The organism is Prauserella shujinwangii (assembly GCF_003001955.1).
Lineage (GTDB): Bacteria > Actinomycetota > Actinomycetes > Mycobacteriales > Pseudonocardiaceae > Qaidamihabitans > Qaidamihabitans shujinwangii.
The window spans coordinates 37,058-62,000 of record NZ_PVNH01000013.1; the positions used below are offsets into that span (position 1 = coordinate 37,058).

A 24,943-nucleotide genomic window follows, 5' to 3' on the forward strand; every position below is an offset into this window, starting at 1 on the left:
TGTCATCGGGGCGGACCGCTCCCGAGGACGTGATCGACGAACCCGTACTCCCTGGCGCCCTCGGCGTCGAACCAGCGGTCCCGGTCGAAGTCGGCCAGGATCCGCTCCACCGGCTGGCCGGTGTGCCCGGCGATCAGCTCGGCCAGCTCCTGCTTGCTCCGCCGGAACAACTCGGCCTGCGTGCGGATGTCCGACTCGGTGCCGCCGATCCCGGCCAACGGCTGGTGCATGAGCACCTGGCAGTGCGGTAACGCGTACCGTTTGCCCGGCGTGCCCGCGGAGAGCAGGAACTGGCCCATCGACGCCGCCAGGCCCATGCCGAACGTGGCCACGTCGCAGTCCAGCAGCCGCATGGTGTCGAAGATAGCCATCCCCGCGAGCACCGCGCCGCCCGGCGAGTTGATGTAGAGCGAGATGTCGGCGGACGGGTCCTCGGCCTCCAGCAACAGCAGCTGCGCCGTGATCCGGTTCGCGACGTCGTCGTCGACCTGCTGCCCAAGCACGACGACCCGCTGCCGCAACAGCCGTTCGTACACCGAGTCGTTCAGCGTCGCCGGACCACCGCTCATTCCGTCCTCCGATTGGTCGCCTGTGGACTACCGCCGACGGTAGCGGCGGAACCGTCGGCGCGGAGCCGGAATTCGCCTGCGGCGTAACGTGCTCGCCGACGGCGAACGACGGGAACGCAACGCCCGGCCCGCTGAAACGTCCATCTGGTAGTGGACGGCGAGCAGGGAGGAGTCCGAGATGGACCCACGGTGGTTCTCGGGGTGGGTGCGGGAGTTCCGCGCCGCGGACGGCCGGAGACGAGAGGAAGGTGACCCGGACTGGACCCGGGGCGCCGCCGGGCTCTCCCCCGCGGTCGTCCGCAGCCTCCAGCGGTTCCAGGTCGGCGAGTCCGGCGACGGCGCGAACCTGATCCGGGCCGCCGAGCGCACGGGTGACGCCGACTACGCCGAGGCGGTCCGGCTCTTCGTCGCGGAGGAACGCGACCACGCCCGCCTGCTCGCACGGCTGCTCCGCGCGGCGGACGCACCGACCATCACCCGCCACTGGACGGACACGGCCTTCGTCGCGGTGCGGCGGGCGCTGGGCCTCCGGCTGGAACTGATGACCCTGCTCGTCGCCGAGGTGATCGCCCTGCGGTACTACCGGGCCCTGCGGGACGGCGCCGGGGACCGGCTGACCACCCAGGTCGCGGACCGGGTCCTCACCGACGAGGAGCGGCACGTCCCCTTCCACGTCCAGCGGTTGCACGCCGACTACGGCCACCTGTCCCCGGCGCTGTGGTCCGCGGTGCGCGGGGCGTGGTGGGCGCTGTACCTGGCGGCGGTGGCGGTCGTCGCCGTCGACCACGGTTCCGCGCTCGCCCGGCTCGGCGTGCCAAGGCGCCGGTTCGCCGCCGACGCGATCCGGCTGTTCGCCCGCACGGTCCGCGACGTCCGCCGGGGGCTGCCCGTCCCGGCCTGCTCGCCCGGCTAGGAGCCCAGGTAGCGAAGCACCGCCAGCACGCGGCGGCTGAACCCGGCATCCGCCACGATCTCCAGCTTGTCGAAGATCGCGTTCACGTGCTTCTCCACCGCGCTCTGCGAGACATACAGCCGCGCGGCGATCCCGGCGTTGGTGTGGCCCTGCGCCATCTTCTCCAGGACATCACGCTCGCGCGCGGTCAGCCGAGCCAGCGGATCCACGTGCGTGGTGCGAGCCAGTAGCCTGCGCACCACCTCCGGGTCGAACGCCGCGCCGCCGTCCGCCACCCGCTCGAGCGCGTCGAGGAACTCGCCGACCTGCGCGACCCGGTCCTTCAGCAGGTAACCCACCCGCCCGGCGTCGTCGGTGATGAGCTCGGTGGCGTACCGCTTCTCCACGTACTGCGAGAGCACCAGCACCCCGATCTCCGGCCACCGCCTGCGGATCTCCAGCGCCGCCACCAGCCCCTCGTCCCCTCGCCCCGGCGGCATCCGGACGTCGGTGACGATCACGTCGGGCCGGTGCGCCGCGGTGGCCTCGACCAGAGCCCGTCCGTCGCCGACGGCCGCCACCACCTCGTGCCCCTCCTCCGCGAGCAGCCGTACCAGCCCCTCGCGCAACAGCGTCGAGTCCTCAGCCAGGATCACCCGCACGGCAGCACCGCCGTCACCGTCGTCGGCCCACCGACCGGACTGTCCACAGTGAACTCCCCATCCGCGGCGGCGACCCTGCGCGCGAGCCCGGACAGCCCGCCGCCCTCCGGCACCGCCCCACCGCACCCGTCGTCGGTGATCCGCACCACCACCGCGCCGTCCCCGGCCGAGACGGTGATGTCGACGCGGCTCGCACCGGCATGCTTGGCCGCGTTGGTCACCGCCTCGGACGCCACGAAGTACGCCACGGTCTCGGTCGCCGTGTCCGGCCGCGCAGGCAGGTCGAACCGCAGCCGAACCGGCAGGCTCGACCGCTCGGCGAGCGACTCCAGCGCCACGTGCAGCCCGCCCGAGTCGAGCGCCACCGGGTACACCCGCCAGGTCACCTCGCGCAGGTCCCGCAACGCCCGCTGGGCTTCCTCGTGCGCCTGCCGCAGCAGCTCCCCGGCACGGCCCGGCTCCTCCGCGCGCAGCGCCCTGCCGAGCACCATGCCGAGTGCCACCAGCCGCTGCTGGACCCCGTCGTGCAGGTCCCGCTCGATGCGCCTGCGCTCGTCGTTCACCGCCTCCACGACGGCGGCCCGGCTCGTCGCCAGCTCCGAGACCCGGCGCCGCAGTCGCTCCTGCTCGCTCGGCCCCAGCCACCGGCGCGCCAGCAGCCGCTCCAGCGCGGCGACCCCGATCAGGCCCTGCACGGCGAGGAACACCAGCAGGATGCCGAACAGGAACACGACGATCGGGTCGTACCAGTCCTGGTCGGTGCCGACGGGATCGCCGCCGCCCAGCGGCTGCCCGTCGAGCAGCTGCCAGAGCATGATCGCGCCGGTGACCGCGCCCCACAGGATCAGCAGGAAGACGCCCGCGCCGAGGCCACCGACCACGCTGCGCAGCGCGAGATAGCGCAACGCCCGCGGCCCCGAGTAGCCCGAGGCGCTCTCGGTGCCGAGGAACCGCGCGAGCCGCCACTGCTCGAACCCGGCCAGCGCCCTGGCCACGGCGAAAACGCGGGGCCGCGTGGCGGGCACCGCCACCGCGAGCGCGGCGAGCACGGCGAACGCGAACTCGCCGAACGCGGAGGCGCCACCGAGGGCGAGGCCCGCCGTCACCCGGCTCCCGCGCACGGCGAGCGCGGCGAGCCGGTCGAGGCGGGGCTGGGGCACGCCCCCGAGGTTAGCGACGCTCCCGAGCCGGTGAACTGAGGTTTTCCACAGTTTCACCCTGGGGTAGCCATCCGGCGGACCGGGTGCCGCGCTTCATGGTCGGCAGACGGGCCGGTTCGTAACGTTCGGTGTGTCGCCAACCGAACACGAAAGGCCGTTATGAACACGCTGGCAACAGCAGCCGCCGAACCCCTCGGCGGGCTGTCCGGATGGGTCGTCGACCTGATGGAGACGCTGGGCGGACCCGGCGCCGCGATCGCCGTGGGGCTCGACAACCTGTTCCCGCCCATCCCGAGTGAGGTCGTCCTCCCACTCGCCGGGTTCACCGCCAGCCAGGGCACGTTCACCCTCGCGGGCGCGTTGTTCTGGACCACGTTGGGCTCGGTGCTCGGCGCGGTCATCGTGTACTTCGTGGGGCGCACCTTCGGCCGCGAGCGCACCCGGCGGCTGCTCGGCCGCATCCCGCTCGTCTCCACCGACGACTTCGACCGGGCGGAGGCGTGGTTCGCGCGGTACGGCACGAAAGCCGTGTTCCTCGGCCGGATGGTGCCGCTCGTGCGCAGCCTCATCTCACTGCCCGCCGGGATCGAGCGGATGCCGTTCTGGCTGTTCCTGCTGCTGACCACGGCGGGCAGCCTGCTGTGGAACAGCGGGTTCGTCGTCGCCGGCTACCTGCTGGGGGAGAACTGGCACGTCGTGGAGACCTACGCGGGCATCTTCCAGACGATCGTCCTGGTCGCCGTCGGCTTCGCGGTCGTCTGGTTCGTGGTCAGCCGCCTGCGCGGCGCCCGCCAGCGCCAGTAACGCCCGCCGGACAGCAGTGAAGGCCACCTTCACTGCGTTCAACGCACTGAAGGTGGCCTTCACTGCCCCGCGGGCTCAGGTGGCGGGGTCAGGCGGCGTGGGCCAGGGGAGCGGCGGCGGGCTCCAGCGCGATCTCCAGGACCTCCCGCACGGTCGACACCGGGCGCACGTCCAGCCGCTCCCGGATCCCGGCCGGGACGTCGTCGAGGTCCGGCTCGTTCCGTTCCGGGATCACCACCGTGGTGATGCCCGCCCGGTGCGCGGCCAGCAGCTTCTGCTTCACCCCGCCGATCGGCAGCACCCTGCCGGTCAGCGACACCTCGCCGGTCATCGCCACGTCCGCCCGCACCGGCCGCCCCGACAGCAGCGACGCCAGCGCGGTCGTCATCGTGACCCCCGCCGAGGGACCGTCCTTCGGCACCGCGCCCGCGGGCACGTGCACGTGGACACCCCGGTCCTTCAGATCACCCACCGGCAGCTCCAGTTCGGCTCCCCGCGACCGCAGGTAGGACAGCGCGATCCGCGCCGACTCCTGCATCACGTCGCCGAGCTGACCGGTCAGCGAGAGCCCGGTGCCACCGGTCTCCGCGTCGGCGAGCGACGCCTCGACGAACAGCACATCCCCGCCCGCGCCGGTCACCGCCAGCCCGGTCGCGACACCGGGGATCGCCGTGCGCCGCGCACCCGAGGGCAGCGCCGACTCCGGCACGTGCCTCGGCCTGCCCAGGTAGGAGACCAGGTCGCCGTCGCCGACCGGGATCGGCAGCGCGGCCTCGCCGAGCGCCACCCGCGTCGCGACCTTGCGCAGCACCTTCGCCAGCATCCGGTTCAGCTCGCGCACCCCCGCCTCGCGCGTGTACTCCACGGCGATGCGGCTCAGCGCCTCGTCGGAGAGCACCACGTCACCGGGGTTCATCCCGGCCCGCTCCAGCTCACGGGGCAGCAGGTGGTCCCGCGCGATCGTCACCTTCTCCTGCTCGGTGTAACCGTCGAGCGTCACCAGCTCCATCCGGTCCAGCAGCGGACCCGGGATCGTCTCCAGCGAGTTCGCCGTCGCCAGGAACACCACGTCCGACAGGTCCAGCTCCACCTCGAGGTAGTGGTCGCGGAACGTGTGGTTCTGCTCCGGATCCAGCACCTCCAGCAGCGCGGCGGTCGGGTCGCCCCGGTAGTCGGCGCCGACCTTGTCGATCTCGTCCAGCAGCACGACCGGGTTCATCGCGCCCGCCTCGCGGATGGCCCGCACGATCCGGCCCGGCAGCGCCCCGACGTAGGTGCGCCGGTGCCCGCGGATCTCCGCCTCGTCCCGGACCCCGCCGAGGGCCACGCGGACGAACTCGCGGCCCATCGCCCTGGCGACCGACTCGCCCAGTGACGTCTTGCCGACCCCGGGCGGACCCGCGAGCGCGAGCACCGCCCCCGAGTGCCTGCCGCCGACCTCCGCCGCGCTCTCGGCGCGCCGCTGCCGGACGGCCAGGTACTCGATGATCCGCTCCTTGACGTCCGCCAGTCCCGCGTGGTCGGCGTCGAGCACGCGCCGCGCCTCCGCGATGTCGTGCACGTCGGTCGTGCGGACCCGCCACGGCAGGTCGAGCACCGTGTCCAGCCACGTGCGGATCCAGCCGCTCTCCGGCGACTGCTCCGACGTGCGCTCCAGCTTGTCCACCTCGGCCAGCGCGGCCTCGCGCACGTGCTCGGGCAGGTCGGCCGCCTCCACCCGGGCGCGGTAGTCGTCCCGGTCGGCGCCGCCGTCGAGCTCGCCGAGCTCCTTGCGGATCGCCTCCAGCTGCCTGCGCAGCAGGAACTCCTTCTGCTGCTTCTCCATGTCGTCGGCGACGTCCTTGCGGATGCCCTCGGTCACCTCCAGCTCGGCGAGGTAGGCCCTGGTGGCCTCCAGCGCCTTCGCCAGCCGCTCCGAGACGTCGGCCGTGCGCAGCAGGTCGAGCTTCTGCTGCACGCTCAGGTACGGCGCGTTGCCCGCGAGGTCGGCGATCGCCGACGGGTCCTCGATCCGCTGCACCGCGTCCAGCAGCTGCCAGCCGCCGCGCTGCCGCAGCACCGCGAGCACCATCGACTTGAACTCGCCGGCCAGCTCGGCCGTGCGCGCGTCGGACGGCTCCGGCAGGGTCTCCGCGTGCACCCACGCGGCGGCGCCGGGGCCCGCGCCCGGCTCACCCGGCCGGGCCCGGTGCGTGCCCCGCAGCAGGGCCGCCGACGCGCCGTCGGGAGTGCGGCCCACGCGCTCGACCGTGGCCACCGTGCCGACGTCGGCGAGGACGCCGTCCAGCCGCGGCACGATCAGGACCTCCGCCGCACGCGGCAGCTCCGACCGGATCCCGGGCAGCGGCACCGCGCCCGGCTGCCGCGCCTGCGCCGACTCCACGGCGGCGCGGGTCTCGTCGGAGGTCAGGTCGAACGGCGCCACCATGCCCGGCAGCACCACGTCGTCGTCGAGGGGAAGCACGGGGAGGAGCTGTGTCTGACTCATCGAATCGCTCCCTCAGTAGTTGAGTACCTCCGACTCAACCTTCCCGAGCGAGCGGGGATTCCCCCACGCCGTTCGCCGTGAGCGAGCGCCGGTCAGCGCGGTCGCTCGGCCACCCCGCACCAGCCGAACGGCCGCGCCCGCAGCTGCAGCCCGTTGAGCTCGACGTCCGGCCGCCAGTCGGCCGGGTGCACGAACCCCGGCTCCACCAGCGGCCACCCGCCGTACAGCGGCTCCAGCTCACCCCGGTCGCGCAACCAGATCGGGTTACTCGTTCCCCGGTACATGTCGACGAACCGGCGCAGCTGCTCCGCCTGCTCGCCCGTCGCCAGCTCACCGGTCATGTGCGAAATCGCCAGCCAGCTGCCGGGCGCCAGCCGCTCGCGGTAACGGCGGACGAGCCCGGTGGGGTCCTCGTCGTCGCCGACGAAGTGCAGCACCGCGATCATCAGCACGCACACCGGCTCGGCGAAGTCGAGCAGCCGCCGCGTCTCGGCGTGGTCCAGCACGGCCGCCGGGTCACGCAGGTCGGCCTGCACGATGCCGGCCCAGTCGGTCGCGCCGTCCCGTTCCAGGATCACCGTGGCGTGCGCGACGGCCACCGGCTCGTAGTCCACGTAGACGACCGAGGCGTGCTCGCCCTCCGGCAGGTGCCCCCGCACGATCTCGTGCACGTTGCCGACGGTGGGCACCCCGGAGCCGAGATCGAGGAACTGACGGATCCCCGCGTCCAGCGCCGCCCGCACGAGCCTGCCGAGGAATCTGCGGTTCTGCGTGGCCAGCTCCTTGATCGGCGGAAAGGTGCGCTCGATTCTCCGGCCGAACTCCCGGTCCACCGCCCAGTTCTGGTTCCCGCCCAGGTACCAGTCGTAGACCCGGGCGGCGGACGGCCGCTCGGTGTCGACTCCGGAGGGCGCCTCAGGGGCCACGTCGTTGCTCTCGGTCACCGCACCGTTCTACCGGACCGCCGGACGGCGGTACCAGTAGGTCCACAACGGGCGGTAACCCTGCGCGTACCAGAACGGCGTCGACCGCGGGCTGGCCAGGGCGTGGTGCAGGAGCACGACCTCCGCGCCCGCCTCGTCGAACACCTGGTGCGCGTGCTCGGCCAGCGCCGTGCCCACACCGGTGCTGCGGGCCTGCTCGGCTACGTTGAGTGAGGTGAGGTAGCCCACGCGCCCCGCGGAGACCTGGCCCCGCACCCAGTCCGACGCCGGGGGCAGCTGCAGCTGCGCGATCCCCAGCGGCTCGCCGTAGAGCTCCGCGATCCACAGCTGCGGCTCCCGCTGCGCCAGCTCCCGGTCCACCTGCTCGGTGACCACCCGCTCGGCGGCGTCCCTCGGGGTCACCAGGCCGAACTGCGCGTCGTAGCGCAGCAGCTCGAGCAGCAGCCGCACAGCCGTCGGCCGGTCGCGCCACTCGGCCCGCCGGATCCGCACCCCCGGCACGGCGGGCGGACCGCCGCCCAGCCGGTCGGCGGGGCGGACGGCGATCACCCTCCCCGGCGCGAAACCGCGCCGGATGAGCTCCTCGGTGCCCGCGGTGTCGCGGCTCGGCCGGACCACGATCGCCGCCGTGTCCCACTCGCCGCGCGGGCACTCGCGCACGTGCGGTTCCCACGCGTCGAGCAGCTCCCCGAGCCGGGCGCCCGGGTCGGACCCGGCGAGGCGGACGTCGAGCCGGTGCTCCACCAGCGGGCGCCACAGTGCCTCCGCCGCCGTGGGCGAGATCTCGGAGCGGGTGGCCAGCGCGACGGCGTGCTCGGTGCCGAGCAGCGTGCCCCCGGCTCCAGCCCAGGAGGTGGGCGGCGGGATCAGCGAGTCCTCGGCGAGCAGCCGCTTCGCGTGCTCGGCGGTGATGTTCGCGATGTGCTCGGTGTCCATGCGGTCCATCCAACCGGACGGCGTATGACCTGCGTCACGGCACCTCGGCGACGAGGTTCGGCTCTCGACTACGCGGGGCGACCGGCACGCGGGCGCGGTCACCCCGTCACCCAGAGCCGGGTAACCGCGTTGGTGTCTCGTTAACCCTGAGGTGATGTCATGGTGCTCGAAACGAGGCTTAACTACGCCCTCCGGGGTACAGTAATGCCCTCGTTGGCGACCCTGCCCTGATCGAGGGCGTGCGCAGCGGAAGGAGGTTGCATGCCGGACGCACCCGCCGAGTCCGTCGGCTCCAGTGCGGCTGCAGCCGATTCACGTCCCTCCAGACAACACGGGCAGGTCTCCGACGAGGCCCGTGCCGACGAACGCCGGTTCGGCGTCTACACCGCCGCGGTGCTCGCGGCGGGCCTCGTCGCCGCGGCCGCCGTCTCCGCGTGGCTGCCGTTCGAGGGCTCGGTGCACCTGTGGTGGATCGGGCCGCTGCTCGCGCTCGCCTTCCTCGGCGCCGAGCAACTCGGGGTCAACGTCGACGTGCGCAGCGGCATCTCGTGGACGATCTCGTTCACCGAGATCCCGCTCGTCATCGCGTTCTTCGTCGCCCCGTTCGAGGTGGTGCTCGCCGCACACGTCATCGCGGGCATCAGCACCTTGCTCGCCCGCCGGGTCTCCGGCCGCATCCTCTACAACACCGGCGCCTTCTTCCTGGAGATCACCAGCGCCTTCGCGGTCGCCGGGCTGGTCAAGCAGGCCCTCGGTGACCCGGCCGGGATGCCGTGGCTCGCCGCGCTCGCCGGCACGCTCGCCGCGCCGCTCGCCAGCTGCGTGCTCGCGATGGCGGCCGTCCGGGTGCTGCGCCGCCGCATGCGGGTCGGCACGGTGCTCCGGCTGGCCGGCCGCATCCTCGTGGTGGCGTTCGTCAACGCCTCGGTCGGGCTCACCGGCTACCTGGTGATCTCCACGACCCCCGAGGCGTGGCCGATCGTCCTCGCCGTCTGCCTCGGCCTGGCCGCCCTGTACTGGGCTTACTCCGACCTGCTCCGCGAGCAGCGGGACATGGAGGCGCTCTCCGACGTCAGCCTGATGGTCGCCCGCTCGGGCCAGCAGGCCGCCGCCCGCCCGGCCAGCCGCGCCGACGAGATCCGCCGCGGGATCGACGTGGGCGAGTGGGCGACGATCGCCGAACGGATCAAGGACCAGCTCGCCGCCGGCCGCGTGGTGCTGCGCCTGCGCTTCGAGCCGGACGAGGCGATGCGCGTGGTCGTCGCGGGCGAGCCGCTGCCCGCCGACGACGTCCCGGCCGACGACCCGCTGCTGCGGCTGCCCGGCGCGCACGTCCGGCACGTCCGGGTCACCGAGGCCAACCCCGAGGTGCGGGCCGCCCTGCTCGACCGCGGCGCGCAGGAGGCGCTCGTCGTACCGCTGCGCAGCGCGAACCAGCTGCTCGGAGTCGTCGAGGCACACGACCGGCTGTCCCGCTGGCGCGGCTTCGGCAAGTACGACGTGCAGCTGCTCGGCACGATGGCCAGCCACCTCGCCACGGCACTGGACAACCGCAGGCTGCTCGCGACGCTGCGGCACGACGCCTACCACGACCCGCTGACCGGCCTGCTGAACCGGCCCGGTTTCCGGCAGGTGGCGCGCGACCCGCTGCGTGAGCGCGGCAGCTGCGTGGTGCTGCGGGTGGACCTCGACGTGTTCTCCACCGTGAGCGACGCGCTCGGCTACGCCTGGGCCGACCGCATGGTGATGGCGGCGGGCAGGCGCATCCGCGACGTCCTCGGCAGCGACGTGCCGCTGGCCCGGCTGGAGGGCGCCTCGTTCGCCGCGCTGCTCGTGGACTGCCTGCCCGATGACGCGCACCCCGTCGCCGAGCGGCTGCGGGCGGAGCTGTCCGCCCCGTACCCGGTCGACCGGCTCACGGTCGAGGCCAACGCGATGGTCGGCTACGCCGCGTCCGGGGTGGAGGAGAACTCCGAGATCGTCGACGTCGACAGCCTGCTGCAGCGCGCGGACGTCGCGGTGCGGGCGACCCGCGGCGGCGAGGAGGTCCGCGGCTACGTGCCGAGCATGGGCCAGATCTTCCTGCGCCGGTTCCAGATGGTCACCCAGTTCCGGCAGGCGCTGGAGGAGGGCCAGCTCAGCGTCCACTACCAGCCGAAGATCGCGCTGCCGAACAAGCACGTCCTCGGTGTCGAGGCGCTGGTGCGCTGGCAGCACCCCGAGTTCGGCAAGGTGGACCCGGACGAGTTCGTGCCCGCCGTCGAGGCCGCGGGGCTCGTGGGCGTGCTCACGTCGTTCGTGCTGGAGGAGTCGCTGCGCCGCGCCCGCCGGTGGCTCGACGAGGGGCTGCGGATCTCCGTCGCCGTCAACCTCTCGGTGCGCAACCTCGCCGACGCCGAGTTCCCGGCGAAGGTGGTCGCGGCGCTGGAACGGTTCGGCGTGCCCGCCGAGCTGCTGACGTTCGAGCTCACCGAATCCGGCGTGATGGCCGACCCGCAGCGGGCGCTGCCGATCCTGCGGGAGCTGCACAGCCTGGGCATCGTGCTCGCCGTCGACGACTTCGGCACCGGGTACTCGTCGCTGGCCTACCTGCGCCAGCTGCCGGTCGACCAGGTCAAGATCGACAAGAGCTTCGTCCTCGGCATGGGCACCGACCTCGGCGACCTCGCGGTGGTCCGGTCCATCGTCGAGCTGGGGCACTCGCTCGGGCTCACCGTGGTGGCCGAGGGCGTGGAGGAGGACCTCGCGCGCGACCAGCTGGAGGCGATGGGCTGCGACGTGGCGCAGGGTTACCTGATCTCCCGGCCGCTGTCCGAGGAACGGCTGGAGGCCTGGCTGCAGGCGCGGACGGCGCGTTCCGTCGGCAGGCAGTCCGAGACCGTGCTGACCCTGCTGACCTGAGCGTTCGCGGGAGGGGACCCCCCTGCGCGAGCGCACCGGCGGCTCGGGTACTCTTGTCGAGGCTCGTTGAGCACGCCCCTTTAGCTCAGTCGGCAGAGCGTCTCCATGGTAAGGAGAAGGTCTACGGTTCGATTCCGTAAAGGGGCTCGGTCGTCGGGGCCGCGATACGTAAACTCGTGTCGCGGCCTTGAGCGTGTCAGGCGGTGTAGCTCAGTCGGTAGAGCAAGCGGCTCATAATCGCTGTGTCGCCGGTTCGAGTCCGGCCACCGCTACGCGAGTGGGCGGATGCTGCGTGCCGAACGGCACGCCTTCCTCGCTTCGCAATAGCCTTGGGGGGTGCGGACCCCCCAAACCCCCGCCCAGGAGGGGCTCCGCCCCCCTGGACCCCCCCGGTCCCGCGGGGGAGTCGAGTTAGTGAGAAGGAGCCGCTGTGGCTGCCACCGACGTGCGACCGAAGATCACGCTGGCGTGCGAGGAGTGCAAGCACCGCAACTACATCACCAGGAAGAACCGGCGCAACGACCCGGACCGCCTGGAGATGAAGAAGTTCTGCCCGAACTGCGGTACGCACCGGGTGCACAAGGAGACGCGCTGACCAAGCCGTCACCGCTGTAGCTTTCGCGAGGCCGTCCCCGTCCATCGGGGGCGGCCTCCTTTCGTTTGTCGGGGAGCCCGCACGGTGGGAAAGAACCCGACGAAAGTCACTGGTGTCCAGTTCGTGACCCTCGTCACCCTATCGAGTGCCGGTTATCACCGGTGTCGGTCACGAAACAGTGTCCGGCCAACCCACTCCTGGCCGGCGCGGCCACCGCCGCGTCCGGTCGACCCTGCGAAAGTGAGTTGCCGGTATGAGAAAACTGTCCCGATCCGCGATCGGACTCGCCGTGGGAGCGCTGGCGATCGGCTCGCTCTCCCCTTCGGTGGCATCGGCTTCGAGTATCGAGGGCTACTCGAGCCAGGTTCAGCAGGCCGCGGTCTCCGAGCTCGCCTCGAGCGAGGGCATCACGGAGTTCGCCGCCGAACAGCGCCTGCGCGCCCAGGAGCGCAGCGTGGAGACGCTGGACCAGCTCACCGAACGCCTCGGTGGCGAGGCGGCGGGCACGTACCTCGACGACCGGGGACGCCCGGTCGTCAACGTCCTGACCCAGCAGGCGGCGGCCGAGGTGAAGCGCTCCGGCGCGACCGCGAAGGTGGTCAGCCGCTCGACCGCGGAACTGGAGTCCATCCAGGCCAAGCTGCAGCGGGCCGCGACCGCGCACACCTCGATCGGACTGGACCCGGCCGCCAACCGGGTCGTCGTGACGATCGCCGACGCCGCCGACGACGCGAAGGCGGCGCGGCTGCTCGCGACGGCGAAGCGCTTCGGCGACGCCGTCCAGGTGGAGCAGGTCGACGGCACGATGCGCAAGGCCGTGTACAACGGCGAGGCCATCACCGGTGGCGGTAGCCGCTGCTCGGCCGGGTTCAACACCAACTACGGCGGGCGCAACTACATCGTCGACGCCGGGCACTGCACGGGTGCCATCTCCCAGTGGAACGTCGGCCCCTCCGTGCACGCCAGCTTCCCCGGCAACGACTACGGCCTGATCCGCAACGACACCGGCCACGCGCCCGGCGCCGTGACCCTCTACAACGGCTCGACGCAGCGGATCAGCTCGGCGGCCAACGCCTACGTCGGCCAGTCGATCTGCAAGAGCGGCAGCACCACCGGCCTGACCTGTGGCACCGTGCAGCGCACCAACGTCACGGTGAACTACTCGGAGGGCTCGGTGCACCAGCTCGTGCAGACCTCGGCGCGGGTCGACCGCGGTGACTCCGGCGGCTGCCTGTTCTCCGGCAGCACCGGGCTCGGCATCACCTCCGGCATGGGCGGCGGCAGCTCGTTCTTCCAGCCGGTCGTCGAGGCCCTCAACGCCTACGGCGTGAGCCTGAACTGAACCTGAACCGGACAGGGAGCCGGCCGCCGGGCTCGTGAGTGGCAACCGTGGTTAGAACAACGTTTCTCACTCACGAGTCCCGGCGGTCGGTAACCTGCCTGCGTGCCTTTGGATGCCTCCTTCGTCGGCCGGACCTACCCGCCCACGAGCAGCTACGAAGTCAGCAGGGAGAAGATCGTCGAGTTCGCCGACGCGATCGGCGACGGCAGCGCGCTCTACCGTGACCCGGAGGCCGCCACGGCCGCGGGATACCCGGACGTGATCGCGCCGCCCACCTTCCTCACGATCATCAACCTGGCGGCGATCAACGCCATCGTCGCCGACCCCGAGCTCGGTCTCGACTACTCGCGCATGGTGCACGGCGACCAGAGCTTCACCCACCACCGTCCCGTCCACGCCGGTGACCGGCTGCGGCTCACCACCCACATCGACGAGATCTTCGCCAGGGCGGGCAACGACTTCCTGACCGTGCGCGCCGACATCGCGACCGAGGACGGCGAGCCGGTGTGCACCACCCGGGCTCAGCTCGTGGTCCGAGGGGAGGCCGGATGAACCTCGTGCACCCCGAACAGGGCACCGAACTTCCGGCGCTGGCGGTCCGGGTCACCCGGGAACAGCTCGTCCGCTACGCGGGTGCCTCGCTCGACTTCAACCCCATCCACTGGAACGAGCGCTTCGCCAAGGAGGTCGGCCTGCCGGACGTCATCGCCCACGGCATGCTCACGATGGCGCTCGGCGGCAGGTTGCTCAGCGACTGGCTCGGTGACCCCGGCCGCATCGCCGAGTACGGCGTCCGCTTCACCCGGCCCGTCGTCGTCCCGGACGACGACGAGGGCACCCTGGTCGAGTTCACCGGCAAGGTCGCCGAGGTGCGGGACGACGGCACCGCCCGCGTCGACATCACCGCCCGCAGCGGCGGCAAGACCGTGCTCGGCAAGGCGCAGGCGGTGGTCCGGCTCAGCTGACCGCCGGCAGCACGGCGTCGGCCATCGCCCGCTGCCCGCGGGCGGTGGGATGCAGCGGGGCCGCGCCGGTCACCGGCTCCGGACCCTCGATCCAGCGGGCACTGGGGGCTGCGCACATGCTGTGCCCCCGGGTGGCCCGCGCGGTGTCCGCGAACTCCGCCCCGTGGTCGCGGGCCTGCTCGGCGAGCATCGCGTTCAGCCGCTCGATCGACCGCCGCAGGTACGTCACATCCCCGGTGCCGTACGGCAGCTCCGGCCAGCACGCGGCCGGGTCGGCAGGCAGGATCGCCGGGTAGCCGACCACGACCACACGCGCGTCCGGCGCGCGCTCGCGGATCCGCTCCAGCGCCCGGCCCACCCGAGGTGCCGCCTCCGCGACCGCCTCGGCGAGCCGGTCGCGGCCGCCCGAGGTGAACCGGTCCCGGCACGGAGTCGCGGTGCGGTCCCGGGTCGCGCAGCGCTCGCCGAGCGTGACGAAACCCACGTCGTTACCGCCGATGCCGAGGGTTACGTGTGTGGTCCCCGCGGTGACCGCGGCCAGCTGCGGCGGGTTCGTGCCCTCCCGGGTCCGCTGCGGGGAGGACAGGTGCTCCGTGGTGGCCCCGCCGCAGCTGACGTCGACGAACTCGGCGGGCGTCAGCCCGTTCCGGACGAGCCGCGGGTAGTTGTTGTCCGAGCGGCCGCAGCCCGGCGGCGTCCCGACCGGCTGCCCGGTGCCGGGCGCGGCCGTGTACGAGTCGCCGAGCGCGACGTACCGGGCGGGTGGTTCCTCGCCCCCTCGCAGGTAGCCGAAGACCACCGCGGCCGCGACCAGGACGAGCGCCACCCCTGCCGCGCTCCAGCTCTTCCAGCCCATCGTGGATGTTCCTACCCGATCACTCCGGCGCCGTCGACCGCTGGTGCAGCAGGTCGTTGACCAGCCCCGCCGCCTGCTCCGGCCGGTCCACCGTGACGAAGACGCGCCGCCCCGAGCGCAGCGAGAGCACCAGGGCCGGGCCACCCCGCAGCACGTAGCCGGTGTCACCGGTGACCGGGTTCACCCTGACTCCGAAACCGCCCATGGCGAGCATCCCCAGCCGGTCGGCGTCCGCGTGCGCGATGTCCGCCAGCGGAAGGTGCCTGCGCGGCAGGCCGAACCACCCCATGCGGACCGACACCCCGGTCGAGTCCACGACGGCCCGCAGCCGGGACAGCGCCGCCGTGATCGCCAGTCCCGGCACGGTGACCACGAGGTAGAGGAACAGCGGCACGTCCGCGGCCCCCGCCAGGTCGATGGCGACGAGGACGGCGGGCGCGGGGAGGAAGGAGGCGGCCAGCCACCGGTTGGTGCTGCCCCCGGTCCACGTCGCCCGCTGGCCGGGCGCGAGCCCGATCGAAGGCCGGTCGCCGCCCTCGCCGGCACCGCGCCGCGCGGGCACGGACGGGCCCACCAGCGCCCCGAGCAGGGCGGCCACCGCGCTCCCGCCGAGCAGCAGCACCAGTGACCAGCCGGCGTCGGCGGCGGCGCGCCAGCTCTCCGCGCCGAGGTTGGCCCACAGCGTGCTCACGAGCGCGGCCGAGGGCAGCGCCGCCAGCCAGGCGTAGAAGCCGAGCAGCCAGCGCAGCACCGCCGCGCCGCGGCGCAGCGCCACCAGCGCGAGGGTCGCGCCCAGCAGGGCGAGAGCGCCGCCGGCGCAGAACAGCGCGACGGTGATCGTGTCGACGGACGCGGCACCGTCGGGCTCGCCACCTGCGCCCCAGTGCACGGCCACCGGGTCGGGCAGGCGATCGGCCCAGCGCAGCCGGAGCCACCCCGCCAGCCCGGCCGCGACCGCGGGGATCCCGAGGGTCGCCAGCAGGATCCGTGCCCGCACCTGTGTCATGCGTACCGCCTTCGGATCAGCGCGTTCAGCTCGTCCGGGTCGAGTCCGGCCCGGCGGGCCTCGGTGACGAGCTCCCCGACCAGCCCGTGCAGCCTCGCCCAGGTCTCCGCGCCGCCGGTGACGACGGCGCCCCGCCTGCGGCGCAGCTCGATCAGCCCCTCGTCCCGCAGCAGCGCGTAGGCGCGCAGCACCGTGTGGACGTTCACCTCCAGCGACGCCGCGAGGGTACGGGCAGGCGGCAGTTGGTCACCCGGCCGCACGTCCCCGTCGGCGACGGCTCGCCGGACCGAGGCGGCCACCTGCTCGAACAGGGGGACCTTCGACGCGGGGTCGATCCGGACCAGCATAGTTCTAACTCTACTAGAACAAACGCGCTCTGGGTGCACGAAGAAGGCCGCCCCGGTGCGCCGAGGCGGCCTGCTTCATCCGATCCGGGTCACGTGGCCTCGGCGAGCAGCCTCCCGACGCGGGTGACGCCCTCCACCAGGTCCTCCTCCGCGAGCGCGTAGGAGAACCGGAAGTAGCCAGGGGTGCCGAACGCCTCGCCGGGCACCACGGCGACCTCGGCCTCCCGGAGGATGAGGTCCGCCAGCGCCACCGTGTCCTCCGGCCGCTCGCCCCGGATCTCCTTGCCCAGCAGCGCCTTCACCGAGGGGTACGCGTAGAACGCGCCCTGCGGCGTCGGGCAGTCGACCCCGGGGATCTCCGAGAGCAGCGCGACGATCCGCTTCCGCCGCGCGTCGAACGCGGCCCGCATCTCCGCCACGACATCGAGCGGGCCCGCGACGGCCGCGAGCGCGGCCCGCTGCGAGACGTTGGCGACATTGCCGCACAGGTGGGACTGGTAGCTCGCCGCGGCCTTGATCACGTCGGTGGGCCCGGCGATCCAGCCCACCCGCCAGCCGGTCATCGAGTACGTCTTCGCGACGCCGTTGAGGATCAGCGTCTGGTCGGCCAGCTCGGGCACCACCACCGGCATCGACTCGGCCGTCATGCCGTCGTACACCAGGTGCTCGTAGATCTCGTCGGTGACGACCCAGATGCCGTGCTCGTAGGCCCACCGGCCGATCGCCTCCACCTGCTCGCGCGGGTACACCGCGCCGGTGGGGTTGGACGGCGAGTTGAACAGCAGCACCTTCGTGCGCTCGGTGCGCGCGGCCTCGAGCTGCTCGACGGTCGCCAGGTAGCCCGTGGACTCGTCGGCCGTGACCTGGACCGGAACCCCGCCCGCGAGGGTGATCGACTCGGGGTAGGTCGTCCAGTACGGCGCGAGCAGGAGCACCTCGTCGCCCGGGTCGAGCAGGGTGGCGAAGGCGGAATAGACCGCCTGCTTCCCGCCGTTGGTGATGAGGACCTGGGAAGGGTCGCAGTCGAACCCGGAGTCGCGCAGGGTCTTGGCCGCGATCGCCTCCCGCAGCTCGGGCAGGCCCGCCGCGGCGGTGTAGCCGTGGTTGGCCCGGTCGCGCACGGCGGCGGCGGCCGCCTCGACGATGTGGTCCGGGGTCGGGAAGTCGGGCTGGCCCGCGCCGAAGCCGATCACCGGACGCCCCTCGGCCTTCAGCGCCTTGGCCTTCGCGTCGACGGCGAGCGTCGCCGACGGCGTGATGCCGGCGATGCGGGCCGAGACGCGCGAGCGGGGGCTGCTGACGGTGCTTCCAGGGGTGGCCATGGCGGCATTTTTTCACGCGTGAGGTGGCTGTGCGCAGCCGCCCCTCGGCCGTCCGACGGGCTCGGTTGCGAGCCGCTGCCGGGCTTGCCGTAGACTGCGGAACTTGGAACGTACGACCGTCGGCCCCTCGCGGAATGCGGGGCTGGTGAAGTGCGTCCTGTGGGCGGTCCTGCCGCCCGAAGGGGTGTAGCTCAAATGGCAGAGCAGCGGTCTCCAAAACCGCAGGTTGCAGGTTCAAGTCCTGTCACCCCTGCGTCGCGCGGCCCGGGACATCACGTCCCGGCCGGGGTCGCAGCGGACACAGCGGACACAGCCAGGTGATGCGGAGGAGTGGCTCGTGAGCGAGGACGGCGAGAAGGACAAGGAGAAAGGCGCCAAGCGCCCTTCCCGTCCGGTCACCGCCGCGGCTCGGCGTGAGCGCCGTGCCTCCGCGCGTCCCGCGGGCAAGGGCTCCGAGGCGGCCGACGCCTCGAAGCGGCCCGCGCCGAAGGGCAAGTCTTCGGACAAGGCCGCCAAGCCCGAGGGCAAGAGCGGGCCGACCCCGAAGCGGAACCGCGGGGACGACAAGCGGGGCTCGATCTTCGCCCGCATCTCGCGGTTCATCCGTGAGGTCTGGGCGGAGCTGCGCAAGGTCATCTGGCCGACCCGCAAGCAGATGATCACCTACACCGCTGTGGTGCTGGTGTTCCTGGTGTTCATGGTGGCGCTCGTCAGCGGGCTCGACTTCGTGTTCCTCGAGGGCATGGACGTCGTGTTCGGCGAGTGATCCGCTCCGCCACACCTCGCGGGTGGCGGGCCGGTGCACGCCCGTGACCACCGCACGCGATCAATTGAGAGGACGGAAAGTGACCTCCGAGAACGGCTCAGGAGCCGGTCAGGACCTGACCGGCCTTTCCGAGGAGCAGGTGCTCGCGGCCACCGGCGAGGAGGACGCGGAGCAGACCGCGCCCGCGGACGACGCCGCCGAGGCCGGCGAGGACGCGGAGGCCGAGCCCGCCGAGACCACTGCTGAGTCCGCCGCCGCGCAGGAGCAGGCCGACGAGGACGAGGACCCGGTCGCCAAGCTCCGCGCGGAGCTGAAGTCGTTGCCCGGCGAGTGGTACGTGGTCCACTCCTACGCGGGCTACGAGAACAAGGTCAAGAACAACCTCGAGACCCGCAGGCAGACGCTCGACGTCGAGGACTTCATCTTCCAGATCGAGGTGCCGACCGAAGAGGTCACCGAGATCAAGAACGGTCAGCGCAAGCAGGTGCAGCGCAAGGTGCTGCCCGGCTACATCCTGGTCCGCATGGACCTCAACGACGCGTCGTGGAGCGCGGTGCGCAACACGCCGGGAGTCACCGGCTTCGTCGGAGCGACCTCGCGGCCGTCGCCGTTGAGCGTCGAAGAGGTGCTGAAGTTCCTCGCGCCGCGTGTCGAGAAGGCCGCGCCCGCGAAGCCGGGCAAGGAGGCCGCCGCGGCCGAGGCCCCCACGGGCGGCGGCGCGGTCGAGGTCGACTTCGAGGTCGGCGAGTCGGTCACCGTCATGGACGGCCCGTTCGCGACGCTGCCCGCGACGATCAGCGAGGTCAACGCGGACGCGCAGAAGCTGAAGGTCCTGGTGTCGATCTTCGGCCGGGAGACACCGGTCGAGCTGTCGTTCAACCAGGTCTCCAAGATCTGACGGCCGCAGGACGGCCGACAGTCCCCGCGCTACGGGCAGGTGCGCGGGGGAGACGACACTGAACAGGAAAAAGGAATGCCACCCAAGAAGAAGAGGCTTGCAGCGATCATCAAGCTGCAGATCCAGGCGGGCGCCGCGAACCCGGCGCCGCCCGTCGGTCCGGCGCTGGGTCAGCACGGCGTCAACATCATGGAGTTCTGCAAGGCCTACAACGCGGCCACCGAGTCGCAGCGCGGCAACGTCGTGCCGGTCGAGATCTCCGTGTACGAGGACCGGTCGTTCGACTTCAAGCTCAAGACGCCGCCCGCCGCGAAGCTGCTGCTCAAGGCCGCCGGTGTCGACAAGGGCAGCGGCGAGCCGCACAAGACCAAGGTCGGCAAGGTGACCTGGGACCAGATCCGCGAGATCGCCGAGACGAAGAAGACCGACCTCAACGCGTTCGACGCCGACCAGGCCGCCAAGATCATCGCCGGTACCGCCCGGTCGATGGGCCTGACGATCGTCGACTGACGAGCACCATCCGTGGGAGGGCCAGGCGCTGGCCCGCCACCACACCTGATCCGCTTCAGCAGTAAGGACAGAGCATGACCAAGCGCAGCAAGGCCTACCGCCAGGCCGCCGAGCTGATCGACCCGCAGCGGCTGTACACGCCGCTGGAGGCCGCGAAGCTCGCCAAGGAGTCGTCCAAGGTCAAGATGGACGCCACCGTCGAGGTCGCGATGCGCCTCGGCGTGGACCCCCGCAAGGCCGACCAGATGGTCCGCGGCACCGTGAACCTGCCGCACGGAACCGGTAAGACCGTCCGCGTCATCGTGTTCGCCAGTGGCGACAAGGCCGCCGAGGCCGAGGCCGCAGGCGCCGACGCGGTCGGCACCGACGAGTTGATCGAGCGCATCCAGGGTGGCTGGCTCGACTTCGACGCCGCGATCGCCACGCCGGACCAGATGGCGAAGGTCGGGCGGATCGCCCGCATCCTCGGCCCCCGTGGGCTGATGCCCAACCCGAAGACCGGCACCGTGACGCCCGCCGTCGGCAAGGCCGTCGCCGACATCAAGGGCGGCAAGGTGAGCTTCCGGGTCGACAAGCAGGCCAACCTGCACCTCGTGATCGGCAAGACGTCGTTCGACACCGAGAAGCTGGTGGAGAACTACGCGGCCGCGCTCGACGAGGTGCTGCGGGCCAAGCCGTCCGCCGCCAAGGGCCGGTACCTCAAGAAGGTCACCTTCACCACGACGATGGGCCCCGGCATCCCGGTGGACCCGGCGCGCACCCGCGACCTGCTCGCCGAGGAGGTCAGCGCGTAACGCGCCCGTCGCAGGCGACAAGGGCGGCCACCCCGAACGGGTGGCCGCCCTTTCGCGTGCGCGAGTCCCCCGCTCCCGCCCGCGAGTCCGCCGCTCGGACCCGCGAGTGCCGCGTTCGGGTCGGTGAGTGCCGCGTTCGGACGTGCGAGTGCCGTGTTCGGGTCGGTGAGTGTCGCGTTCTGGCGCGCGAGTGCCGCGGTCCGGCCGCGAGTGCTGCGGTGGGTGCGGCGAGTGCCGCGTTCCGTGGTGCGAGAGCCGCGTTCGGACACGCGGGGTGCCGCGCTCGGAACCGCGCGGTCGGCGTTCCGGATTCCCGGAGCCGTTCGAGCGCTTCCGCCACGCACCGAATGCCGCATTGGTGGCGTCCAGTGCACCGAATGCCACATTGGGGACATCCGGCGCACCGAATGCGGCATTGGGTGCATCCGGTCGGCGCTCGTCGGCGGCGGTGGGTGCCAGTTCAGCGGGTGGGGCCGGTGCTCGCCGGGGGAGCGGGGCAGGTCCGCGGTCCCTTCTCGTGTCCGGTGATGAGCCACTGACCCTCGAAGTCCTGCTTGGTGACCACGAAGGTGCCGAGGGCGGGACCGCCCTCGATCGGGAAGTCGCAGGAGTCGATCCGGATCGTCGTGGCGTCCGGGTCGTACGTCCTGGGGTAGATCGACTCGGCGTAGTCGTTGACGTGGGCCACCTGCTCGTGGAGCCCGAGGACCGCCTCCCGGCAGTCGGCGTACCCGGTGTTCACCGCGAACCGCTGCTGGATACCGCGCTCGTTGTCGAAGTAGCCACAGGCGAGGTCGGGCCTGCCGTAGGCGATCTGGGCGTAGACCTTCCGCACGGCCTCGTAGGGCTCGGTGGAGAGGATCTTGTTCGTGCGGTAGGTGCCGCCGCCCATCTCGGCCGCGGGCCGCTCGGGGTCGTCGCCGCCGGTGACCATGTTGATGATGTACTTCGCCGCCAGGATCAGGGCGAGCGCGAGCAGGGCGAGGAAGACCAGCCAGCCGAGCACCTTCTTGCCGAGCCAGCGCAGCCAGCGGGGGGCCTTCGGCCTGCCGGGCGGCGCGGGGTCCAGCTGCTGGGGCGGTGCGGCCGCGGGCGGGTACCGCGGGGTGGACCCGCCCTGCTGCGCCTCCTGGTACCGCAGGAACTCCTGGAACTGCTGAAACTGCTGGAACTGGCGGAACTGCTCGGCGTCGAACCGTTCGGGCTCCGCCCGCTGCTCCGGCGCCGCCTGCCGCGCGGGCTCGACCTCGGAGCCCGGCGTGGCGCCGTCCGGGCGCCGCTCGGGCCCCGGCTCGCCGTCAGGTCGCTGTTCCACCACGTGACCCATGATGCCTGCCCGGCCACTCCCGGTGGCGTCCCGGCCGCGTTTTGCCCGCGGAAGTCGCCCGGCCGGTCGCGTTTCGCCCGCGGAACGCGGTCCGGGCGGGGGTGGCGCCGGGGCGCGGGTGGGGGCGGGTATGCTGGTCGCGGTTCTACCGAAGACCGCTGGTCTTCCCCGTGCCTCCCGGCGCGGGGAGCGAAGGTCCCGTGCACCGCGGGCGGCCCGCGCAGGAGGAACGAGGCTCACCGCGTGCGCACGCACGCCACCGTGGACGCCCCGCCGCCTGCTGCGCCGGGGCGTTTGTCGTGTCCGGGGTCCCGGGCCGGCCAGTGGTCGCTCAGCCAAGAGAGAGGAGGCGACCATGGCGAAGCCCGACAAGGTGGCGGCCGTCGCCGAGATCGCGGACCGGTTCCGCACCAGCTCGGCAACAGTCGTCACTGAGTACACCGGCCTCTCCGTGTCCCAGCTCAGCGAGCTGCGCCGCGCTCTCGGCAACACCGCCAAGTACCGGGTCGCGAAGAACACCCTCGTCAAGCGTGCCGCCGAGGACGCGGGCATCGAGGGCCTCGACGAGCTGTTCATCGGCCCGACCGCCATCGCCTTCGTCGAGGGTGAGCCGGTCGAGGCCGCGAAGGCTCTGAAGGACTTCGCGAAGGCCAACAACGCCCTCGTCATCAAGGGCGGCTACATGGACGGCCGCCCGCTCACCGTCGACGAGATCGACCGGATCGCCGACCTCGAGAGCCGCGAGGTGCTGCTCTCCAAGGCGGCGGGCGCGTTCAAGGCGAAGCTGTCCCAGGCCGCCGCGCTGTTCCAGGCGCCGGCGTCCCAGGTGGCTCGCATGACCGCCGCGCTCGAGGACAAGCGCAGGTCCGAGTCCGGCGACACTGCCGAGAGCTGACCACGAAAACCCCGACCACCGAGATCACCGAGAGAGGAACGCCACCATGGCGAAGATGAGCACCGACGAACTGCTCGACGCGTTCAAGGAGCTGACGCTGCTCGAGCTGTCCGAGTTCGTGAAGAAGTTCGAGGAGACCTTCGACGTCACCGCGGCCGCCCCGGCGCCGCAGGTCGTCGCGGGCGCCCCCGCCGCGGGCGGTGCCGCCCCGGCCGAGGAGGAGCAGGACGAGTTCGACGTCATCCTCGAGGGCGCGGGCGACAAGAAGATCCAGGTCATCAAGGTCGTCCGCGAGATCGTCTCCGGCCTCGGCCTGAAGGAGGCCAAGGAGATGGTCGAGGGCGCTCCGAAGCCGCTCCTGGAGAAGGTCGACAAGGAGGCCGCCGACGCCGCCAAGGAGAAGCTCGAGGCCGCCGGCGCCAAGGTCACCGTCAAGTGACCCATTCCGGTCACTTCTCGTGAACGAACCGCCACGGCGCGGTATTCACGGACCGGCAAAAGGGCGGGCACCCATCCCGGGTGCCCGCCCTTTTTCGATTCCGGAACACACCCGGGTATCCGCGAGACCCGCCTTCGTGGGTTACCTTGCTGCGCGATCGCGGCGACAACGGGTGCTCGCGCACAGAACTGGCGAGTAACCTGTCGGCCCCCTGCTCGTTGCACCTGGTTGACGCGGGTATCGGGCGCGGCGATACCAGGTGCGGGCCGACGCGGGCCGGCGACGAACAGCTCCGGGAGGTGCGATGGGTGCCGAGGTGGTCATCGAAGGCCTGACGAAGTCCTTCGGCAAGCAGGCCATCTGGCGGGACGTGACGCTGACGCTGCCGCCTGGCGAGGTCTCCGTCATGCTCGGCCCTTCGGGCACCGGCAAGTCGGTGTTCCTCAAGTCGATGATCGGCCTGCTCAAGCCCGACCGCGGCAAGTGCGTCGTCAACGGCGTCGACATCGTGCAGTGCTCCGAGCACAAGCTCTACGAGACCCGCAAGCTGTTCGGCGTGCTGTTCCAGGACGGCGCGCTGTTCGGTTCCATGAACCTCTACGACAACGTCGCGTTCCCGCTGCGGGAGCACACCAAGAAGTCCGAGACCGAGATCCGCAAGATCGTGCTCGAGAAACTCGAGATGACCGGTCTCAAGGGCGCCGAGACCAAGCTGCCCGGTGAGATCTCCGGCGGTATGCGCAAGCGCGCCGGCCTCGCCAGGGCGCTCGTGCTCGACCCCGAGATCATCCTGTGCGACGAGCCCGACTCCGGCCTCGACCCCGTGCGCACCGCCTACCTCTCGCAGCTGCTGATCGACCTCAACGCGCAGATCGACGCCACCATCCTCATCGTCACCCACAACATCAACGTGGCCCGCACCGTGCCGGACAACATCGGCATGCTCTTCCGCAAGGAGCTGGTGATGTTCGGCCCCCGCGAGGTGCTGCTGACCAGCGACGAGCCGGTGGTGGAGCAGTTCCTCAACGGCCGCCGGATCGGGCCGATCGGCATGTCCGAGGAGAAGGACTCCGCCCAGATGGCGATGGAGCAGGAGATGGCCGACGCCGGGCACCACGACGGGTCCACCGAGGACGTCCGTGGCGTCGTCCCGCAGCTGCAGCCGACGCCGGGGCTGCCGGAGCGGCAGGGCGTCCGCCGCCGCAAGGACCGCGTCATGAAGATCCTGCACACCCTGCCGCCCGCAGCGCAGGAAGGCATCATCGAGTCGCTCACCCCCGAGGAGCAGCGGCGCTACGGCGTGCAGCCGCACGCCTACGCGGGCGCGCAGCACGCCACCCGGCCCGTCGCGTCCGGCAGCACGCCCAGCAGGCACTCCGGCGAGCTGCCCACCGAGAACATCGCCCAGCTGCCGGACTCCGGCTGGAACGGGCCCGCGCCGAGACCCCAGCCCGGCACCGGCGGCCCCCGGCACCAGTCGCCGCGCCCGGGGCAGGGCGGCGCATGAGCGGTGCCGACCGAGTTC

The 24,943-nt window shown here is 72.0% G+C and carries 25 protein-coding genes and 3 tRNA genes; 17 read left to right on the forward strand and 11 right to left on the reverse strand.

The features are described 5' to 3' along the window. Positions 1 to 2: 2 nt before the first annotated feature. A complete protein-coding gene (locus B0I33_RS27055) occupies positions 3 to 569 on the reverse strand; it encodes a ClpP family protease (RefSeq protein ID WP_106181825.1) in 567 nt (188 codons plus the stop codon). A 178-nt stretch (positions 570 to 747) separates the two neighbouring features. On the opposite strand from B0I33_RS27055, the gene B0I33_RS27060 reads away from it, so the two are divergent. Beyond that, positions 748 to 1,482: a ferritin-like domain-containing protein gene (locus tag B0I33_RS27060; RefSeq protein ID WP_106181827.1), complete on the forward strand. Its 735-nt coding sequence runs from the start codon at positions 748 to 750 to the stop codon at positions 1,480 to 1,482. On the opposite strand, the gene B0I33_RS27065 is transcribed toward B0I33_RS27060, so the two are convergent. Together B0I33_RS27065 and B0I33_RS27070 are read right to left on the reverse strand one after the other, a co-directional pair. Beyond that, the gene (locus B0I33_RS27065) at positions 1,479 to 2,123 is read right to left on the reverse strand and encodes a response regulator (RefSeq protein ID WP_106181828.1); all 645 of its coding nucleotides are present in this window, start codon (positions 2,121 to 2,123) and stop codon (positions 1,479 to 1,481) included. The two genes, B0I33_RS27060 and B0I33_RS27065, sit on opposite strands and share 4 nt — an antisense overlap. After that, positions 2,114 to 3,283 carry a sensor histidine kinase gene (locus B0I33_RS27070; RefSeq protein WP_106181830.1) on the reverse strand — a complete coding sequence of 390 codons (1,170 nt, stop codon included), beginning with the start codon at positions 3,281 to 3,283 and terminating at the stop codon, positions 2,114 to 2,116. The genes B0I33_RS27065 and B0I33_RS27070 overlap by 10 nt, the downstream gene beginning before the upstream one ends. Positions 3,284 to 3,442: 159 nt before the next feature. Between B0I33_RS27070 and B0I33_RS27075 the strand changes: the two genes are divergently transcribed. Then, positions 3,443 to 4,087: a DedA family protein gene (locus tag B0I33_RS27075; protein WP_106181832.1), complete on the forward strand. Its 645-nt coding sequence runs from the start codon at positions 3,443 to 3,445 to the stop codon at positions 4,085 to 4,087. An 88-nt stretch (positions 4,088 to 4,175) separates the two neighbouring features. Here the strand turns inward: B0I33_RS27075 and lon are convergent, their stop codons facing one another. The 3 genes from lon to B0I33_RS27090 form a co-directional block, all read right to left on the reverse strand. Next, positions 4,176 to 6,575 (reverse strand): endopeptidase La, encoded by a 2,400-nt coding sequence (lon, locus tag B0I33_RS27080; protein ID WP_106181833.1) that lies wholly within the window; start codon positions 6,573 to 6,575, stop codon positions 4,176 to 4,178. Between the two features lie 92 nt (positions 6,576 to 6,667). Continuing rightward, positions 6,668 to 7,519 carry an SAM-dependent methyltransferase gene (locus B0I33_RS27085; RefSeq protein ID WP_106181835.1) on the reverse strand — a complete coding sequence of 284 codons (852 nt, stop codon included), beginning with the start codon at positions 7,517 to 7,519 and terminating at the stop codon, positions 6,668 to 6,670. A gap of 9 nt (positions 7,520 to 7,528) precedes the next feature. Continuing rightward, positions 7,529 to 8,455: a GNAT family N-acetyltransferase gene (locus tag B0I33_RS27090; RefSeq protein ID WP_106182060.1), complete on the reverse strand. Its 927-nt coding sequence runs from the start codon at positions 8,453 to 8,455 to the stop codon at positions 7,529 to 7,531. Positions 8,456 to 8,716: 261 nt separating this feature from the next. On the opposite strand from B0I33_RS27090, the gene B0I33_RS27095 reads away from it, so the two are divergent. The 7 genes from B0I33_RS27095 (at position 8,717) to B0I33_RS27125 (ending at position 14,258) form a co-directional block, all read left to right on the forward strand. Continuing rightward, a complete protein-coding gene (locus B0I33_RS27095; RefSeq protein ID WP_106181837.1) occupies positions 8,717 to 11,356 on the forward strand; it encodes a putative bifunctional diguanylate cyclase/phosphodiesterase in 2,640 nt (879 codons plus the stop codon). Between the two features lie 74 nt (positions 11,357 to 11,430). Beyond that, positions 11,431 to 11,503 (forward strand) — tRNA-Thr (locus B0I33_RS27100). 52 nt (positions 11,504 to 11,555) lie between these two features. Continuing rightward, a tRNA-Met gene (locus B0I33_RS27105) sits at positions 11,556 to 11,628 on the forward strand. 158 nt (positions 11,629 to 11,786) lie between these two features. Further along, positions 11,787 to 11,951 carry a 50S ribosomal protein L33 gene (gene rpmG, locus B0I33_RS27110; protein ID WP_006238057.1) on the forward strand — a complete coding sequence of 55 codons (165 nt, stop codon included), beginning with the start codon at positions 11,787 to 11,789 and terminating at the stop codon, positions 11,949 to 11,951. 253 nt (positions 11,952 to 12,204) lie between these two features. Then, complete coding sequence (locus tag B0I33_RS27115) at positions 12,205 to 13,293, forward strand: S1 family peptidase (RefSeq protein ID WP_106181839.1); 1,089 nt, start codon at positions 12,205 to 12,207, stop codon at positions 13,291 to 13,293. A gap of 102 nt (positions 13,294 to 13,395) precedes the next feature. Further along, positions 13,396 to 13,845 carry a MaoC family dehydratase N-terminal domain-containing protein gene (locus B0I33_RS27120; RefSeq protein ID WP_106181840.1) on the forward strand — a complete coding sequence of 150 codons (450 nt, stop codon included), beginning with the start codon at positions 13,396 to 13,398 and terminating at the stop codon, positions 13,843 to 13,845. Beyond that, entirely contained in the window at positions 13,842 to 14,258 is a 417-nt protein-coding gene (locus B0I33_RS27125) for a MaoC family dehydratase (RefSeq protein ID WP_106181841.1), read from the forward strand. The genes B0I33_RS27120 and B0I33_RS27125 overlap by 4 nt, the downstream gene beginning before the upstream one ends. Here B0I33_RS27125 and B0I33_RS27130 read toward each other — a convergent pair. From B0I33_RS27130 to B0I33_RS27145, 4 genes are all read right to left on the reverse strand, one after another. Beyond that, positions 14,251 to 15,114 carry an SGNH/GDSL hydrolase family protein gene (locus tag B0I33_RS27130; protein WP_106181843.1) on the reverse strand — a complete coding sequence of 288 codons (864 nt, stop codon included), beginning with the start codon at positions 15,112 to 15,114 and terminating at the stop codon, positions 14,251 to 14,253. The genes B0I33_RS27125 and B0I33_RS27130 overlap by 8 nt on opposite strands. A gap of 19 nt (positions 15,115 to 15,133) precedes the next feature. Then, positions 15,134 to 16,120: a DUF1648 domain-containing protein gene (locus tag B0I33_RS27135; RefSeq protein ID WP_106181844.1), complete on the reverse strand. Its 987-nt coding sequence runs from the start codon at positions 16,118 to 16,120 to the stop codon at positions 15,134 to 15,136. Continuing rightward, positions 16,117 to 16,467, reverse strand: coding sequence for a GntR family transcriptional regulator (locus B0I33_RS27140; RefSeq protein ID WP_106181846.1), 351 nt, complete (start codon positions 16,465 to 16,467; stop codon positions 16,117 to 16,119). The genes B0I33_RS27135 and B0I33_RS27140 overlap by 4 nt, the downstream gene beginning before the upstream one ends. Before the next feature lie 89 nt (positions 16,468 to 16,556). Continuing rightward, entirely contained in the window at positions 16,557 to 17,789 is a 1,233-nt protein-coding gene (locus B0I33_RS27145) for a pyridoxal phosphate-dependent aminotransferase (protein ID WP_106181847.1), read from the reverse strand. 180 nt (positions 17,790 to 17,969) lie between these two features. Here B0I33_RS27145 and B0I33_RS27150 point away from each other — a divergent pair. From B0I33_RS27150 to rplA, 5 genes are all read left to right on the forward strand, one after another. Further along, a tRNA-Trp gene (locus tag B0I33_RS27150) sits at positions 17,970 to 18,042 on the forward strand. Between the two features lie 84 nt (positions 18,043 to 18,126). Next, on the forward strand, positions 18,127 to 18,555 hold the full coding sequence (gene secE, locus B0I33_RS27155) for a preprotein translocase subunit SecE (RefSeq protein ID WP_106181849.1): 429 nt from the start codon (positions 18,127 to 18,129) through the stop codon (positions 18,553 to 18,555). Positions 18,556 to 18,634: 79 nt separating this feature from the next. Beyond that, positions 18,635 to 19,453 (forward strand): transcription termination/antitermination protein NusG, encoded by an 819-nt coding sequence (gene nusG, locus B0I33_RS27160; protein ID WP_106181851.1) that lies wholly within the window; start codon positions 18,635 to 18,637, stop codon positions 19,451 to 19,453. Between the two features lie 75 nt (positions 19,454 to 19,528). Beyond that, entirely contained in the window at positions 19,529 to 19,963 is a 435-nt protein-coding gene (gene rplK / locus B0I33_RS27165; RefSeq protein ID WP_106181853.1) for a 50S ribosomal protein L11, read from the forward strand. A gap of 74 nt (positions 19,964 to 20,037) precedes the next feature. Then, positions 20,038 to 20,757 carry a 50S ribosomal protein L1 gene (gene rplA / locus B0I33_RS27170; RefSeq protein WP_106181854.1) on the forward strand — a complete coding sequence of 240 codons (720 nt, stop codon included), beginning with the start codon at positions 20,038 to 20,040 and terminating at the stop codon, positions 20,755 to 20,757. Positions 20,758 to 21,217: 460 nt separating this feature from the next. On the opposite strand, the gene B0I33_RS27175 is transcribed toward rplA, so the two are convergent. Then, positions 21,218 to 22,084: a hypothetical protein gene (locus tag B0I33_RS27175; protein ID WP_106181856.1), complete on the reverse strand. Its 867-nt coding sequence runs from the start codon at positions 22,082 to 22,084 to the stop codon at positions 21,218 to 21,220. Between the two features lie 355 nt (positions 22,085 to 22,439). On the opposite strand from B0I33_RS27175, the gene rplJ reads away from it, so the two are divergent. The 3 genes from rplJ to B0I33_RS27190 all read left to right on the forward strand — a co-directional run bounded on the left by rplJ (position 22,440) and on the right by B0I33_RS27190 (position 24,925). Further along, on the forward strand, positions 22,440 to 22,979 hold the full coding sequence (rplJ, locus tag B0I33_RS27180) for a 50S ribosomal protein L10 (RefSeq protein WP_106181858.1): 540 nt from the start codon (positions 22,440 to 22,442) through the stop codon (positions 22,977 to 22,979). A gap of 46 nt (positions 22,980 to 23,025) precedes the next feature. Beyond that, on the forward strand, positions 23,026 to 23,418 hold the full coding sequence (gene rplL, locus B0I33_RS27185; RefSeq protein ID WP_106181859.1) for a 50S ribosomal protein L7/L12: 393 nt from the start codon (positions 23,026 to 23,028) through the stop codon (positions 23,416 to 23,418). 304 nt (positions 23,419 to 23,722) lie between these two features. Then, a complete protein-coding gene (locus B0I33_RS27190) occupies positions 23,723 to 24,925 on the forward strand; it encodes an ABC transporter ATP-binding protein (RefSeq protein ID WP_245901126.1) in 1,203 nt (400 codons plus the stop codon). Positions 24,926 to 24,943 lie beyond the last annotated feature (18 nt).

Coding starts and splice junctions, on each gene's coding strand:
- B0I33_RS27055 (WP_106181825.1), bottom strand. CDS start 569: ATGAGCGGTGGTCCGGCGACGCTGAACGACTCGGTGTACGAACGGCTG.
- B0I33_RS27060 (WP_106181827.1), top strand. CDS start 748: ATGGACCCACGGTGGTTCTCGGGGTGGGTGCGGGAGTTCCGCGCCGCG.
- B0I33_RS27075 (WP_106181832.1), top strand. CDS start 3,443: ATGAACACGCTGGCAACAGCAGCCGCCGAACCCCTCGGCGGGCTGTCC.
- lon (WP_106181833.1), bottom strand. CDS start 6,575: ATGAGTCAGACACAGCTCCTCCCCGTGCTTCCCCTCGACGACGACGTG.
- B0I33_RS27090 (WP_106182060.1), bottom strand. CDS start 8,455: ATGGACACCGAGCACATCGCGAACATCACCGCCGAGCACGCGAAGCGG.
- B0I33_RS27095 (WP_106181837.1), top strand. CDS start 8,717: ATGCCGGACGCACCCGCCGAGTCCGTCGGCTCCAGTGCGGCTGCAGCC.
- B0I33_RS27115 (WP_106181839.1), top strand. CDS start 12,205: ATGAGAAAACTGTCCCGATCCGCGATCGGACTCGCCGTGGGAGCGCTG.
- B0I33_RS27125 (WP_106181841.1), top strand. CDS start 13,842: ATGAACCTCGTGCACCCCGAACAGGGCACCGAACTTCCGGCGCTGGCG.
- B0I33_RS27130 (WP_106181843.1), bottom strand. CDS start 15,114: ATGGGCTGGAAGAGCTGGAGCGCGGCAGGGGTGGCGCTCGTCCTGGTC.
- B0I33_RS27135 (WP_106181844.1), bottom strand. CDS start 16,120: ATGACACAGGTGCGGGCACGGATCCTGCTGGCGACCCTCGGGATCCCC.
- B0I33_RS27140 (WP_106181846.1), bottom strand. CDS start 16,467: ATGCTGGTCCGGATCGACCCCGCGTCGAAGGTCCCCCTGTTCGAGCAG.
- B0I33_RS27145 (WP_106181847.1), bottom strand. CDS start 17,789: ATGGCCACCCCTGGAAGCACCGTCAGCAGCCCCCGCTCGCGCGTCTCG.
- rplK (WP_106181853.1), top strand. CDS start 19,529: ATGCCACCCAAGAAGAAGAGGCTTGCAGCGATCATCAAGCTGCAGATC.
- rplA (WP_106181854.1), top strand. CDS start 20,038: ATGACCAAGCGCAGCAAGGCCTACCGCCAGGCCGCCGAGCTGATCGAC.
- B0I33_RS27175 (WP_106181856.1), bottom strand. CDS start 22,084: ATGGGTCACGTGGTGGAACAGCGACCTGACGGCGAGCCGGGGCCCGAG.
- rplJ (WP_106181858.1), top strand. CDS start 22,440: ATGGCGAAGCCCGACAAGGTGGCGGCCGTCGCCGAGATCGCGGACCGG.
- rplL (WP_106181859.1), top strand. CDS start 23,026: ATGGCGAAGATGAGCACCGACGAACTGCTCGACGCGTTCAAGGAGCTG.
- B0I33_RS27190 (WP_245901126.1), top strand. CDS start 23,723: ATGGGTGCCGAGGTGGTCATCGAAGGCCTGACGAAGTCCTTCGGCAAG.